Origin of the sequence: Streptomyces sp. NBC_00400, from assembly GCF_036048035.1 — a bacterium.
Taxonomy (GTDB): Bacteria; Actinomycetota; Actinomycetes; order Streptomycetales; family Streptomycetaceae; genus Streptomyces.
Genome location: NZ_CP107940.1, coordinates 2,707,064 through 2,720,527, shown reverse-complemented (window position 1 = coordinate 2,720,527; position 13,464 = coordinate 2,707,064). Strand labels below are relative to the sequence as shown.

At 74.2% G+C, this 13,464-nt stretch carries 12 protein-coding genes; 7 read left to right on the top strand and 5 right to left on the bottom strand.

Annotated features, from left to right (window positions below):
• Positions 1 to 92 precede the first annotated feature (92 nt).
• A complete protein-coding gene (locus tag OHS81_RS11805; protein ID WP_443058841.1) occupies positions 93 to 2,498 on the bottom strand; it encodes a DEAD/DEAH box helicase in 2,406 nt (801 codons plus the stop codon).
• Between the two features lie 350 nt (positions 2,499 to 2,848).
• Between OHS81_RS11805 and OHS81_RS11800 the strand changes: the two genes are divergently transcribed.
• A complete protein-coding gene (locus OHS81_RS11800) occupies positions 2,849 to 3,586 on the top strand; it encodes a ferritin-like fold-containing protein (protein WP_088799797.1) in 738 nt (245 codons plus the stop codon).
• Positions 3,587 to 3,610: 24 nt separating this feature from the next.
• Here the strand turns inward: OHS81_RS11800 and OHS81_RS11795 are convergent, their stop codons facing one another.
• The 4 genes from OHS81_RS11795 to OHS81_RS11780 all read right to left on the bottom strand — a co-directional run bounded on the left by OHS81_RS11795 (position 3,611) and on the right by OHS81_RS11780 (position 5,610).
• Positions 3,611 to 3,901, bottom strand: a complete 291-nt coding sequence (locus OHS81_RS11795) for a hypothetical protein (protein ID WP_328384742.1) — start codon at positions 3,899 to 3,901, stop codon at positions 3,611 to 3,613.
• A gap of 333 nt (positions 3,902 to 4,234) precedes the next feature.
• The gene (locus OHS81_RS11790) at positions 4,235 to 4,462 is read right to left on the bottom strand and encodes a DUF3107 domain-containing protein (protein WP_129294298.1); all 228 of its coding nucleotides are present in this window, start codon (positions 4,460 to 4,462) and stop codon (positions 4,235 to 4,237) included.
• Between the two features lie 139 nt (positions 4,463 to 4,601).
• Complete coding sequence (locus tag OHS81_RS11785; protein WP_328384741.1) at positions 4,602 to 5,243, bottom strand: TetR/AcrR family transcriptional regulator; 642 nt, start codon at positions 5,241 to 5,243, stop codon at positions 4,602 to 4,604.
• A 148-nt stretch (positions 5,244 to 5,391) separates the two neighbouring features.
• Entirely contained in the window at positions 5,392 to 5,610 is a 219-nt protein-coding gene (locus tag OHS81_RS11780; RefSeq protein WP_328384740.1) for a hypothetical protein, read from the bottom strand.
• A 170-nt stretch (positions 5,611 to 5,780) separates the two neighbouring features.
• On the opposite strand from OHS81_RS11780, the gene OHS81_RS11775 reads away from it, so the two are divergent.
• The 6 genes from OHS81_RS11775 (at position 5,781) to OHS81_RS11750 (ending at position 13,314) form a co-directional block, all read left to right on the top strand.
• The gene (locus OHS81_RS11775; RefSeq protein WP_328384739.1) at positions 5,781 to 6,815 is read left to right on the top strand and encodes an alpha/beta fold hydrolase; all 1,035 of its coding nucleotides are present in this window, start codon (positions 5,781 to 5,783) and stop codon (positions 6,813 to 6,815) included.
• Positions 6,816 to 6,823: 8 nt separating this feature from the next.
• Positions 6,824 to 8,272: a DUF3152 domain-containing protein gene (locus tag OHS81_RS11770; RefSeq protein WP_443058687.1), complete on the top strand. Its 1,449-nt coding sequence runs from the start codon at positions 6,824 to 6,826 to the stop codon at positions 8,270 to 8,272.
• A gap of 231 nt (positions 8,273 to 8,503) precedes the next feature.
• Entirely contained in the window at positions 8,504 to 10,549 is a 2,046-nt protein-coding gene (locus OHS81_RS11765; RefSeq protein ID WP_328384738.1) for a DUF3492 domain-containing protein, read from the top strand.
• Positions 10,549 to 10,815 (top strand): hypothetical protein, encoded by a 267-nt coding sequence (locus OHS81_RS11760; RefSeq protein ID WP_328391077.1) that lies wholly within the window; start codon positions 10,549 to 10,551, stop codon positions 10,813 to 10,815. The genes OHS81_RS11765 and OHS81_RS11760 overlap by 1 nt, the downstream gene beginning before the upstream one ends.
• Entirely contained in the window at positions 10,812 to 12,089 is a 1,278-nt protein-coding gene (locus OHS81_RS11755) for a hypothetical protein (protein WP_328384737.1), read from the top strand. Before OHS81_RS11760 ends, OHS81_RS11755 begins: the two co-directional genes overlap by 4 nt.
• A 268-nt stretch (positions 12,090 to 12,357) precedes the next feature.
• A complete protein-coding gene (locus tag OHS81_RS11750) occupies positions 12,358 to 13,314 on the top strand; it encodes an NAD-dependent epimerase/dehydratase family protein (RefSeq protein ID WP_328384736.1) in 957 nt (318 codons plus the stop codon).
• The last annotated feature ends 150 nt before the right edge of the window (positions 13,315 to 13,464 follow it).

The following is a 13,464-nucleotide window of genomic DNA, read 5'->3' as shown; positions in this document are numbered from 1 at the left end:
GCAAACCGGGCCGGGGACGCCGACGACCCGGCGCCCGCACAGTGCGGGCGCCGGGTCGTCGCGCCGGGATTCCGGCGTCAGCCGGGGGAGGCTCAGCTCTCCGGCGTGGCCTCGGCGGCGGGCGCCTTGGCGCGGGTGCGGCGGCGCACCGGCTTGGCCTCGGCGGTCTCCGTCGCCTCCGCGGCCGGCTTGGCCGCGGCCTTACGGGTCCGCTTGGGCTTGGCCGGGGCGTCCTCGGCGGCGGGTGCGTCCGCCGCGGCCTTGGTGGTGGCCGCGGCCTTCCGCGTGCGCTTGGGCTTGGCCGGTGCGTCCTCGGCGGTGTCGACGGCGCTCTCGGCGGCCGGCTTGGCAGCTGCGGCCTTGCGGGTCCGCTTCGGCTTGGCCGGCGCCTCCACGGTGGCCTCGGCCGTGTCCGCCACGACCTCGGCGGCCTTGGGCGCTGCCTTACGGGTCCGCTTCGGCTTGGCGGGAGCCTCCACCGCGGCGTCCGTGACGGTCTCCGTCACCGCGGCCGGTGCCGTTGCCGTTGCCGCGGCGGCCTTGGCGGTGCTGCGGGTCCGGCGGCGCGGCTTGGCCGGCGCCTCGGCGGGCTCGGCCGCGGCCGCGGACTCGGCGACGACCGCCGCGCCCTTCGCCGCCGCGAGCGCGCTCGCCGCGCTCTCCACGGTCTGGAAGCTCCCGGTGTCCTCCGGACGGACGATGCGGGCCCGGCGCCGGCGCGGCTTGACGGGCTCGGCCGGAGCCTCGGCCGCCACGGCGGCAGCCTGGGTCACCTTGGGGGCAGCCTGGGTCACCTTGGGGGCGGCCTCGGTCACCTTGGGGGCGGCCTCGGTCACCTTGGCCGGGGCGCCCCCGGCCTCGGCGGCCGGGGCCGGGACGGCCGCTGCGCCCGAGGTCTGGCTGCCGCGGGTACGGCGGCGCCGGCGCGGCTGACGCGGCCCGGTGTTCTCCGCACTTTCGGTGCCCTCGGCGACGGCAGGGGACGCGGTCGCCGGCGCTTCGGCGGCGGCCGCCCCGTCCAGCGATGTACCGCCACGGGTACGGCGGCGCTGCCGCGGCGTACGGGTGCGCTGGGGGCGCTCCTCCTCGACGACGGCGCCCTTACGGGGGCCACGGCCGCGGCCGCCGGTCTCGCCCAGGTCCTCGACCTCTTCCGCGGCCAGCCCGGCGCGGGTGCGCTCGTTGCGCGGCAGCACGCCCTTGGTGCCCGCGGGGATGTTCAGCTGCTCGTAGAGATGCGGCGAGGTGGAGTAGGTCTCCTCCGGCTCGTCGAACGCCAGGTCCAGCGCCTTGTTGATCAGCTTCCAGCGCGGGATGTCGTCCCAGTCGACGAGGGTGACCGCGGTGCCCTTGGCGCCCGCCCGGCCCGTACGGCCGATGCGGTGCAGGTAGGTCTTCTCTTCCTCGGGCGACTGGTAGTTGATGACGTGCGTCACACCCTCGACGTCGATGCCGCGGGCGGCGACGTCGGTGCAGACCAGGACATCGACCTTGCCGTTGCGGAAGGCGCGCAGCGCCTGCTCACGGGCGCCCTGGCCGAGGTCGCCGTGCACCGCGCCGGAGGCGAAGCCGCGGCGCGCGAGCTGGTCGGCGATATCGGCGGCGGTCCGCTTCGTACGGCAGAACACCATCGCCAGGCCCCGGCCCTCGGCCTGCAGGATGCGGGCGACCATCTCCGGCTTGTCCATGGAGTGGGCCCGGAAGACGTGCTGCGCGGTGTTGCGGACGGTCTGGCCCTCGTCGTCCGGCGCGGTGGCGCGGATGTGCGTGGGCTGCGACATGTAGCGGCGGGCCAGGGAGATGACCTGGCCGGGCATGGTCGCGGAGAACAGCATCGTCTGGCGCTTGGCCGGCAGCAGCTGGATGATCTTCTCGACGTCGGGCAGGAAGCCCAGGTCGAGCATTTCGTCGGCCTCGTCCAGCACCAGGCTCTTGACCTGGGAGAGGTTGAGCTTGCGCTGACCGGCGAGGTCGAGGAGGCGGCCGGGCGTGCCGACGACCACGTCGACGCCCTTCTTCAGCGCCTCGACCTGCGGCTCGTAGGCACGGCCGCCGTAGATCGCCAGGACGCGGACATTGCGCACCTTGCCGGCGGTGAGCAGATCGTTGGTGACCTGCTGGCACAGCTCACGGGTGGGCACGACCACCAGGGCCTGCGGGGCCTCGGTCAGCTGCTCGGGCTTGGCGCGGCCGGCCTCGACGTCGGCGGGGACCGTGACGCGCTCCAGGAGCGGGAGGCCAAAGCCCAGCGTCTTGCCCGTGCCGGTCTTGGCCTGGCCGATCACGTCGTTGCCGGAGAGGGCGACGGGGAGCGTCAGTTCCTGGATGGGAAAGGGAGAGATGATGCCGACGGCTTCCAGGGCCTCGGCCGTCTCGGGGAAAATCCCGAGGTCTCGAAATGTAGACAGAATCTTGCCTCTTCTGTGAGACGCGGCGTGAGGCGGCGAAGGGGGTCGTACCGCACCTTCGTACGAGTTCGTACGGGCCGGCCTGATGATGCGGCCGGTGGGGCGGGACCACTGCCAACGCTCAGGCACTCCTGCCGCGAGCGGTGTCCCTCTTGCCGTGCGTATGTCTGCTACGCGCCGCGTCAGAGGGCGGTCGGTTTGGAGCCGATCGGGCCACCGACCGGGCATCCGCTTCGTGGAACGACCCACCGATACTCGGCAGGTCCAAATACCACTGTACCCCGGATATGGCGCGCCCATCCGAAGGCTTGTATGAGTGAGGAATACATCACGGCCCGAAGCGGCACCGGGACACGGGCTCCGACCGCTGTTCGTACGGGGGAACCGGAGTGGCTGACCAGGGCCTTCCCCGGGCGGCCGAGCGGGCTATTGTGCCGGTCATGGGAACGCCTGACAACGCCGCCGCTGACGCGCACACACATACCGGGATCGCCGCCCAGGACTGGGCGCAGGCATCCGCCGACCCCCAGTACCGGGCCGCTGTGATCGACCTGCTCGGCGCGCTCGCCTATGGCGAGCTGTCCGCCTTCGAGCGCCTGGCGGAGGACGCCAAGCTCGCGCCGACGATGGACGACAAGGCCGAGCTGGCCAAGATGGCCTCGGCCGAGTTCCACCACTTCGAGCGGCTGCGGGAGCGGCTGGCGCAGATCGAGGCGGAGCCGAACGAGGCGATGGAGCCGTTCGCCGCCGCGCTGGACGAGTTCCACCGCCAGACCGCGCCGTCGGACTGGCTGGAGGGCCTGGTCAAGGCCTATGTCGGCGACTCGATCGCCAGTGACTTCTACCGCGAGGTCGCGGCCCGGCTGGACTCCGACACCCGTGATCTGGTGCTGGCCGTACTCGACGACACCGGGCACGCCACGTTCGCCGTGGAGAAGGTGCGCGCGGCCATCGAGGCCGAGCCGCGGGTCGGCGGCCGTCTCGCACTGTGGGCGCGCCGTCTGATGGGCGAGGCGCTTTCGCAGGCGCAGCGGGTCGTCGCGGACCGCGATGCGCTCTCCACCATGCTGGTGGGCGGCGTGGCCGACGGCTTCGACCTGGCCGAGGTGGGCCGGATGTTCTCGCGGATCACCGAGGCGCACACCAAGCGGATGGCCGCGCTGGGCCTCGCGGCCTGACCCGCGAGGGGCGCGCCGGGCGGTTCAGGCCGTCCGGTGCCCCTTCAAGGGGGTGGCCGGCCGCCGAAAGCGCCGGTGCGGCGGGCGCGCCACGACCGACAGCAGGGCCGCCCCCACGGCGATCGCGGCCACCATCACCTGTACGGGGTGGCCGGGGCCGAGGATCGAGCGGGTCAGCAGTGCGCCGAGCAGCGCCGCGACCGGGCCGGTCGCCAGGGTGAGGGTGCGTTCGGGGAAACGGTCGGGCAGCCATCGCGTGGCGGACAGGGCGATGGCGAAGCCGATGAACACGGCGCCGAGTGCTTCCCAGATCATGCTGTTCCCTCCCGTGTGACGATGCCGATCAGCTGAACAAATCGGTCACAGGCGGTCGTACCCAGGGGGCACCCGCAGCAACCCTCCCGGCGCAGGTCCCGTGCCTGATCAGCCCAGCCGGACCGACTCGAACGGCCTGATCTGCGGAAAAGCGGCGGACGGGGACCGGCAGGGGGCGACGGCACCATGGTGGGCCGACGTCCGGAAGCAGCGGAGACATCCGGGGAAACGCACGGAAAACGCGGGGCAAAACGCAGGACAGGGCGGCGGCCCGGAGCGATCTCCGGGCCGCCGCCCTTGTCACCTGCGGGCGCCGCAGCCGGCGCCCCCTGCTCAGAGCGCGCCGAAGCCGACCTTGCGGGCGGTGGGCTCGCCGATCTCCACATAGGCCAGCCGGTCCGCCGGGACCAGGACCTTGCGACCGTGGTCGTCCACCAGGCTCAGCAGCTGTGACTTGCCGCCCAGCGCGTCGGACACCGCGCTCTCGACCTCTTCGGCAGACTGCCCGCTCTCCAGAACGATCTCGCGGGGTGCGTGCTGCACGCCGATCTTGACCTCCACGGCTTTTGTCCCTCCGACGGTCCGGGGATCCCCAGCGTCAGCTGGGGGAGGATGCGCGGTCATCGCGCCGTACGCAGCACACATTAGCCCGGTCCGGGGATGCGCAGGACGCCCTGGAGCACGCCTGCAGCGAACACGGTCAGTGCGTGTCGCTGCCGTGCAGAGGGAAGCCGGCGATGCCCTTCCACGCGAGCGAGGTCAGCAGCTGCACCGCGGTGTCCCGCGGGACCTTGCTCTCCGAGGACAGCCAGTACCGCGCCACCACCTGGGAGACGCCGCCCATGCCCACGGCGAGCAGCATCGACTCGTCCCGCGAGAGGCCGGTGTCCTCGGCGATCACCACGCTTATGGCCTCGGCGCACTCCAGCGACACCTTGTCCACGCGCTCGCGGACCGACGGCTCATTGGTGAGGTCCGACTCGAACACCAGTCGGAAGGCGCCGCCCGGGTCCTCCACGTACGCGAAGTAGGCGTCCATGGTGGCGGCGACCCGCTGCTTGTTGTCGGTCGTCGACGCCAGCGCCGCACGCACCGAGTGCAGCAGGGCCTCGCAGTGCTGGTCCAGCAGGGCGAGGTAGAGGTCCAGCTTGCCCGGGAAGTGCTGGTAGAGCACGGGCTTGCTGACGCCTGCCCGCTCGGCGATGTCGTCCATCGCGGCCGCGTGGTAGCCCTGTGCGACGAAAACCTCCTGGGCGGCGCCCAGAAGCTGATTGCGCCGGGCCCGTCGTGGCAGGCGTGTGCCCCGCGGGCGCGCCGCCTCGGTCTGCTCGATGGCGCTCACGCTGCCTCCCAGAAGTTGTTCCGTACGCGGTCCGTACAAGGTGGTGCACCGCGCCCGCCATCGTACTTTTGGGTAACCCGGCTGTGCGCGGTCGAGGCCGAGAATTTCTGCCCGGCACCCCTCCCGGAAGCCGACATAACGTCCCAGGTCATCGGTATTCGTCTTCGTTGAGCTCCACGACACGGGCCTGTTCGGCGAGATCTGCCTCGTTCGCCTCGTCCGGATCGTGGACGGTCACCGTCTCGTCCCGCCGCGGTGCGAGATCGGCGTGCTGCTCGGCGGTGTCCGCTTCGGGGGCTTCGACGTCGATATCGGTGGCGTCGCTCTCGTCCGAGAAGGTCTCCGGGTCTGTCGGGTCGACGCGCATGGTGGCTCCCTTTTCCGCGTGCTCGTTCGTCGGCTGGTGCCTGGCATGAAAGCAGGGGCCGGGGCGGCTGCCCTCGCCTACGAGCGTAGGAGAGTGGCCGCGGCAGCGCGATGCGGTGTGTGACCGCGGACACACGATCGGGGGTGTGATCGTCTCGTAACATCGTCCCCATGTCTTCGACCGAGTCGCCGGACACCGCGACCGCCGCTCTCCCGGTGCCACCGGCCGGCCCCGGCCGGCGCGGCGGGGCGGAGACGGTGCGCACCGTGACCCTGCCGGGCCTGACGCTGGCCGTACGGGCGCCGGACGGGCGGCCCGCGCAAGGCGACGACGGAGCGGAGGAGGCCGCGGGCGACGGCGCCGCGGCCGGACGCGAGCCCGCGCTCTACGTCCACGGCCTCGGCGGCTCCTCGCAGAACTGGTCGGACCTGATGCCGCTGCTCGCCGACCGGGTGGACGGCGAGGCGATCGACCTGCCCGGCTTCGGCCACTCACCGCCGCCCGCCGACGGCAACTACTCCGTCTCCGCCCAGGCCCGCGCGGTCATCCGGTACCTCGACGGGGCCGGGCGCGGCCCCGTCCACCTCATCGGCAACTCCATGGGCGGTGCCGCATCGACCCGGGTGGCGGCGGCGCGGCCCGACCTCGTCCGCACCCTGACGCTGATCTCCCCGGCGCTGCCCGAAGTGCCGCCGCAGCTGACCGCGGTGCCCACGGCGCTGCTCGCCGTCCCCGGTATTGCCGGGCTCTTCGGCCGGCTCACCCATGACTGGACGCCCGAGCGCCGCACCCGCGAGGTGCTGGCGCTCTGTTACGGCGACCCCGGCCGGGTCAGCCCGGAAGGGTTCAACGCCGCGGCCGAGGAATATGCGCGACGGCTGGAACTCCCGTATTTCTGGGAGGTGATGGAGCGCTCGGCCCGCGGTCTGGTGAACGCCTACACGCTGGGCGGACAGCATAATTTGTGGCGTCAGGCAGAGAGAGTTCTCGCCCCCACCCTTCTCGTCTACGGTGGACGCGACCGCCTGGTCTCCTTCCGGATGGCGCGGCGGGCGGCCGCGGCGTTCCGCGGTTCGCGACTGCTGACGCTGCCGGAGGCGGGGCATGTGGCGATGATGGAATACCCGGAGACAGTGGCGCGGGCCGTCCGCGAACTGCTCGACAGTGATGTGACCGATGTGACCGCTGATGCGGGCAGGAGCTGACACGCCCCGTGGGACGCCATAGCCGCCGAGGCCGGCCCGAGACCGCTGCGGAAAGCCCGGAGACGGCAGGTCCGCCCGGCAACACCCCCTCCGGAGACGGTGCGCCCGGCCCCGGTCGGGGCTCCGGACGCCGCAGACGCGAGCCGTTCGACGGCGATGCGGTGCGCGGCGGACACCCCGAACAGCATGAGCCGGGCGGCGGCTGGGGCGCGCTGCCCGGGGCGCCGTCGTCGCCGGTGGCCTCCGGCCAGGGCGCGCCGAGGATTCCCCGGCCGCGCGCGGAGATGCCCGGTGCCCCGCTGGTCGCCCCGCCGGGCACCGGCCCGGGGCCGCGGCGCGACTACGTGGACGCCTTCGACGCCAGGTCGTTCCCGGGCGGCCGGGGCGGCGCGGACGAACCGGACGACGATGTGTTCCGGGCCGGTGCGCCCCGGACGGCGGGACCGGCGGCCGGTCCGCACGGGGCCGGCGGCGACGGTGTGCCCCCCGGCGGCCGTTTCACGGGGCGGTCGGTGGTCTTCGGCCGCGACGAGGCCGAAGGGCCGGACCCGCTGACCGCATCCGGCGCGGACGGCGGCGAGCCGGGCGACCCGGCGGACCGGGACCCGGCCGACGGTTTCCCGGTGGAGGAGTCGCGGCACGGCAGCAAGAAGGGCGGCATGGGCCGGACGTTCACCGGTGCGGCGGCCGCCGCGGTCACCACCGTCCTCGCCGTCGTCATCGCGGGCCAGGTCGCCGAACAGCACAAGGACGGCGGCGACCCGCAGACGCGCAGCGGCAACGACCGCACCGACGGGGTCGGCGACGAAGCCTCCCGGTCGCGTTCCCGGCCCACCCAGGACGCCAAGCCGGCCGGTTACGACGAACAGATGGCGCAGGTCTTCCCGCTGGATGCGCATCTGACGGGCAGCGGCCGTTTCACGCCGACCGGCGGCGACGCCAAGGCACCCGGCCGCGGCAAGGTGCTGCGCTACCGCGTCGACATCGAGGAGGGGCTGCCGCTGGACGGCAAGCTGTTCGCCGAGGCGGTGCACAAGACCCTCAACGACGAACGCAGTTGGGCGCACGGCGGGCAGCGGACCTTCCAGCGGGTGGGATCCGGGGACGCCGACTTCGTGATCACGCTGGCGAGCCCGGGGACCACGGCGACGTGGTGCGCCAAGTCCGGTCTCGACACCAGCCAGGACAATGTCTCGTGTGACTCGGCGGCGACCGACCGGGTGATGATCAACGCCTACCGCTGGGCACAGGGCGCCAAGACCTATGGCCACGACAAGATGTTCGCCTACCGCCAGATGCTGATCAATCACGAGGTCGGCCACCGTCTCGGGCACAACCACGAGGTCTGCTCCCGGCAGGGCGCACTGGCTCCGGTGATGATGCAGCAGACGAAGTTCCTGACGACGGACGGGGTGACCTGCCGGCCCAACTCCTGGCCGTTCCCCACCCAGAAGTGAGCGGGCGGCGCAACGGCGGGCACTTCGGGCGGTGGCCCGCGACACTCGCATAGCGCGTCGAAACGCCCTCAGGGGCGGAAAGTTACGTGCATTCACCCCTTCCGGTGGCGCGATGGACAACCGTCCATCGCGCCACCGGCCCTTTGCATAGCTTCTTCCCGCAGGTGGCGGCCGTGCCGCCGGCACACCAGGACGCCGATGTGGCTGATATGGGAGGACGGGGGTGCACCCGTGCGGATCGGACTGCTCACCGAAGGTGGTTACCCGTATGCGTCCGGTGAGTCGCACGCGTGGTGCGACCGGCTCGTGCGCGGGCTCACCGGCCATGACTTCGAGGTCTACGCCCTGAGCGCCGAGCCCCGCCGGGACGCGCCGCCACGGCCCGAACTGCCGCGCCACGTACGGCTGGTACACAGCGCCCCCCTGGGGAGCGGCTTTCCCGCCGGGCGCCGCCTGGCCGGCGAGCCGCGCCGGGGCCGCACCCCCGGACGGCGCGAACGCCGCCGCTTCGCCGAGTGCTTCGGCGCTCTCGTGGCGGCCTTCGCCACGGCGCCTCCAGGGGGAGAGCCGGCCACCCCTGTGGTCCACGCCCGGGGCGCCGCCCACGGGGGAGCGTCGGCCGGGTGTCCGCCCGCCGTCCCGGGCGGTGCCCCCGAGCACGTCGTGACCAGCAAGGCGGACCGTTTCGCCAGCGGTCTCTACGGGCTCGCCGAACTCGCCCGCGAGCACCGGGGACTGCCCGCACTGCTGCACTCCGAGGACGCCGTACGCCTCCTGGAGGCCGCCTGCCACGGGCCGCACGCCCTGCCCGCCGCGCCGGGCGCACAGGTCAACGATCTGCTGGCCGTCACCGCCGGGCTCGCCCGTGCGCTGCGGCCGCTGTCCCTGGACTGGTACGGCGACCGGCACACTCCCGGGCTCGGCGGTGTGGACCTCTGTCATGCCACCTCCGGCGGTGCGGCCGCCCTCCCCGGACTGCTGGCCAAGCACTTCTTCGCCACCCCGCTGCTGGTCACCGAGTACGGCGTACGGCTGCGCGAGCACTATCTCGCGCGCGCCGCCGCACCGTTGAGTGCGCCGGTGCGCGCACTGCTCGCCGCCTTCCAGGGTGCGCTGGCCGCCGAGACCTATGCGCAGGCCGCGCTGATCACCCCCGGCAACACCCACGCCCGGCGCTGGCAGGAGCGCTGCGGCGCCGACCGCGCCCGGCTGCGCACGGTCTACCCGGGCATGGACGCCGCCCCCTTCGGCGCGGTCGCGGACGCCGCGGCGGACGACTCCAAGACGCTGGTGTGGGTCGGCAGCATCGAGCCCGCCAAGGACCTCATCGCGCTGCTGCACGCCTTCGCCGAGATCCGCAAGGCCGAACCGGAGGCCACCTTGCGGATCGTCGGCGGCGTCGGCCGCGACCCGCAGGCGCCGGGATATCTTGCGCACTGCCGGGCGCTGGCCGCCCAGCTCTTCCCCGACGAGGCGGCCGACACCCACAGCGTCGGCGAGAGCCCGGTCAGCTTCGAGGAGGTCGGCAGCCCCGAGGTGCCGACCCTGGCGGACGCCTACGCCTCCGGCGCCGTGGTGGTGCTCTCCAGCGTCATCGAGGGCTTTCCGCGCTCCCTGGTGGAGGCGATGTTCTGCGGCCGCGCCACGGTGTCGACCGACGCCGGTGCGGTCTGTGAGGTCATCGGCGGCACCGGCCTGGTGGTTCCGCACCGTAATCCCCGCGCCCTCGCCGAGGCCTGCACCGCGCTGCTCGGCGACCCGGACCGCAGGGCCAGGCTGGGCGCGGCGGCCCGGGCGCGGGCGCTGGAGCTGTTCACCGTCGAGCAGAACGTCGCGGCATTTCGTGGCATCTACCTGGAGCTGATCTCCCATGCCCCGGCCCGCCCGGCCGCCTGCGGTGCGCGGGACGCCCGGGGCGTACCGCAGCCCTTCGCCCGTCCCGCCGAGTCCCATGTCCCCGGCCGCTGGGCCGCGACCGGTGCCGCCACCCGCGCCGCCGTGCCCGCCGCCAGGGACGCCGTGCCCGCCGCCGGGGACGCCGTGTCAGCCACCTCGGCCGCCGCTCCCGCCGGCCGCACGCCGAGCTGGGCGGTCCCCGCACAGGAGCGGACCGCCGCGCTGCCGGTGCCGGCCGGCGGAGGTGCGGAGGGCGGGGGAGCGGCCGGTGTCCGAGGAGCGAGACGGTCGGTGAGATGGGGAGGGGCCGACGATCGGAGCCGCGTGACCGGAGCGAAGGAGAGAGCGAAGGAGAGAGCGAAGGAGAGAGGGCAGTGGTGATGGTGACGGCTGTGCTGGACGTGATGTGTGCGATGGGCCTGGTGGGCGTGGCACTGGTGACGGGCATGACGGATGTGGCGCACGGCGGGAGGCGGCCCGGACTCGGGCACAGCCTGCGGCGCGACCGCCGTCCCGGCCGCCCGGTGTATGCCGGCCACGCGGCCCCCGACGACCGGGGCCGCCGGGTCCGGCGGCGTGTGCCGCACCCCCACCCCGGCCGGGCCGGCTGCGCGGCGGCGGCCCGGGGGAGAGGAGACGGGCGGTGACCACACCCGACACCGGCGCCACCCGCGCCGCGGCGGCCATGGCGGACGGGGACACCGCCCGCAGCGCGTCGGCCACGGCGCACACGGACGGGAACACCCCCCGTACCCCGCCACCGGGCAAGGAGGCCGCCGCCCGCCCCGCGCGCCGCGGCCCCGCCGACCCCGTACGGTCCCTGATGCACCGCCACCAGGAGCTGTGCGCACGCGCCGTCGACGCGCTGGAGATCGCCGCCGGCCTGGAGGCGCACGGCGTCACCGACCGGACGGCCGCACGCTTCCGGCACCGCGACGTCTTCTCACTGGCCGAAGAGCTCTACGCCCGGGTGCCCCGCGCCGACGCGCCGGATGCCCGGCCGGACGGGCAGCCTCACCCGCCCGCGCCCGTCACCGCGCGGGGCTCGCGCGGCGTGCGCGCGGTGCTGCAGCTGCTGCCCGGCGCCGTCTGCGTCGCGGCGGTCGCCGCCCTCGCCTCGGCCGGTACGGCGGCTCCCGCCGTACGCACCGGTGTCGGCGCGGCGGGCGGTGCGCTGGTCGCCCTCGCCGTCCGGCTGGCCGTCCGGTCCGGGCCGCTGCGACTGCGCCACCGCGGCGCCGGGTCGTGGACCGCCGGCCTGTGGGTCTGCTGGACGGCCGGATACGCGGTCTACGGCGACTGGCTGCTCGGACAGCTGCTGGCCGGCGGCCCCGACCTGTCCGGCACCACGCCCCGGGCCGCCGTCGCCACCGCCGTGGCCCTGGCCTTCGCCCTCGCCCCCGCGGCCGGCTGCGCCCGCTGGTTCGCGGCGCGCGGGCGGCGCGGTGCGGCCGCCAGCCGCGGCCTCGGAGAACTCGCCGCCCGGGTCCGGCCGTTGCTGCTCGCCGCCACCCTGCTTTTCCTGGGCGCACTGGTGGCCCTGCTCCTCGGCGCGGACGCCGCCTTCGGGGGCGACGGCGCGACGGCCCTGGCCGCGGCGGCCGCACTGGGGGTACTGCTTTTCCTCGCCCGGCTGCTGGCCGTGCACGGCTTCCCCGACGCGGCCGCGACCGGCCTGGCCTCGGCCGCCGCCCTGGAAGCCCTCGCCCTGTCCCTGGTGCTCATCGCCCGGCTCCCCGGCCTGCCTCCGCTCGACGTACCGGTCGAAGCGCTCACCACCGCCGTGGGACCGGCCGCTGTACCCGCCGTGGCCTGCACGGCCGCCGCCGCCGGGCTCCTCGTCCACGGCCTGCGGGCGCTCACCGGCGCCTGTGCGCACTGGCCGGCTCCCTCCGGCCCGGCGGAGGCGCACCGGCCGTGACCCTCCGCACGCACCCCGGCCGCCGGCTCCCCGTTTCCCGGCTCCCCGTTCCCCCACACGGGCACCCCCACCACGCACCACCCCCGAAGCGGCACCCCGAAACGGCCGCTTCGACCCCTGACCCGCGGACCTCGCCCCCCACCTGGCCCCCGCCTCCGGGGCGGAGGCCGACTCCGCGGAAGCCGACGCACTTCCCTCGATCCGCCTTAGGAGCACGACATATGAACGTCCAGCCGACCACACGCCACGCGGACCGGGGGGTCGCACGATGAGGGTGCTGCTCATCGGCGCCAACGGCTACCTGGGCCGTTATGTCGCCGACCGCCTGCTCGCCGACCCCGCCGTCCAGCTCACCGCCCTCGGGCGGGGCGACGACGCCGACGTCCGCTTCGACCTGGCCACCGGCAGCCCCGGTGCGCTCACCCGCTTCCTCGACGCGGTCCACCCCGGTGTCGTCGTCAACTGCGCGGGGGCCACCCGCGGCGGGGCCCGCGAGCTGACCCGGCACAACACCGTCGCGGTCGCCACCATCTGTGAATCGCTGCGCCGCAGCAGTTGTGGCGCCCGGCTCGTCCACCTGGGCTGCGCGTCCGAGTACGGGCCCTCCCAGCCCGGATCCTCCACCGCCGAGGACGCGGTGCCGCGCCCCGGGGGGCCGTACGGCGTCAGCAAACTCGCCGCCACCGAACTGGTCCTGGGCTCCGGCCTCGACGCCGTCGTGCTGCGGATCTTCTCGCCGGTCGGCCCCGGCACCCCGGCGGGTTCACCGCTGGGCCGGCTCGCCGAGGCGATGCGCCGCGCCATGCAGTCCGGCGACAACGAGCTCAAGCTCGGCGGGCTCGGCGTGCAGCGGGACTTCGTCGACGTCCGCGATGTCGCGCGGGCGGTGCACGCCGCCTCGCTGTCCGCCGCGCAGGGCGTCGTCAACATCGGGACCGGCCGGGCCGTACGGCTGCGCGAGGCCGCGTCCGTGCTCGCCCGGGTCGCCGGCTTCGGCGGCGCGCTGCACGAGATCGACTCCCCGCCGGCCCGGCTGGTCATCCCCGGCCCGTCCCCCGAGCACCCGGTCGGCTCACCGCCCGCCACCTACCCCTACCCGGACGGCTGCGGCACCTGGCAGCAGGCGGATGTCCGCACTGCCCGCGACCGGCTCGGCTGGCGTCCGCGGATCGGGCTGGAGGAGTCCCTGGCCGACATCTGGATGGAGGCCGCATGCCGTATCTGACCGGTCGCCGGGCCACCGGGGCGGCAGCTGGCCCGCTCACAGACGCCTGGGCGTCACTGCCCGGTTACTGGGACGGATTCGTCTCGCGCATCGGAACAGGTGTCTCGGAATGAAGAAGGGCGTGGCAGTGTTGCGGGGAGAGCAAGCTCC

Bases quoted from the DNA above. Each gene is read 5' to 3' on its own strand.
- OHS81_RS11800 (WP_088799797.1), top strand. From the start codon at position 2,849: ATGGGAACGCCTGACAACGCCGCCGCTGACGCGCACACACATACCGGG.
- OHS81_RS11775 (WP_328384739.1), top strand. From the start codon at position 5,781: ATGTCTTCGACCGAGTCGCCGGACACCGCGACCGCCGCTCTCCCGGTG.
- OHS81_RS11760 (WP_328391077.1), top strand. From the start codon at position 10,549: ATGGTGACGGCTGTGCTGGACGTGATGTGTGCGATGGGCCTGGTGGGC.
- OHS81_RS11750 (WP_328384736.1), top strand. From the start codon at position 12,358: ATGAGGGTGCTGCTCATCGGCGCCAACGGCTACCTGGGCCGTTATGTC.
- OHS81_RS11795 (WP_328384742.1), bottom strand. From the start codon at position 3,901: ATGATCTGGGAAGCACTCGGCGCCGTGTTCATCGGCTTCGCCATCGCC.
- OHS81_RS11780 (WP_328384740.1), bottom strand. From the start codon at position 5,610: ATGCGCGTCGACCCGACAGACCCGGAGACCTTCTCGGACGAGAGCGAC.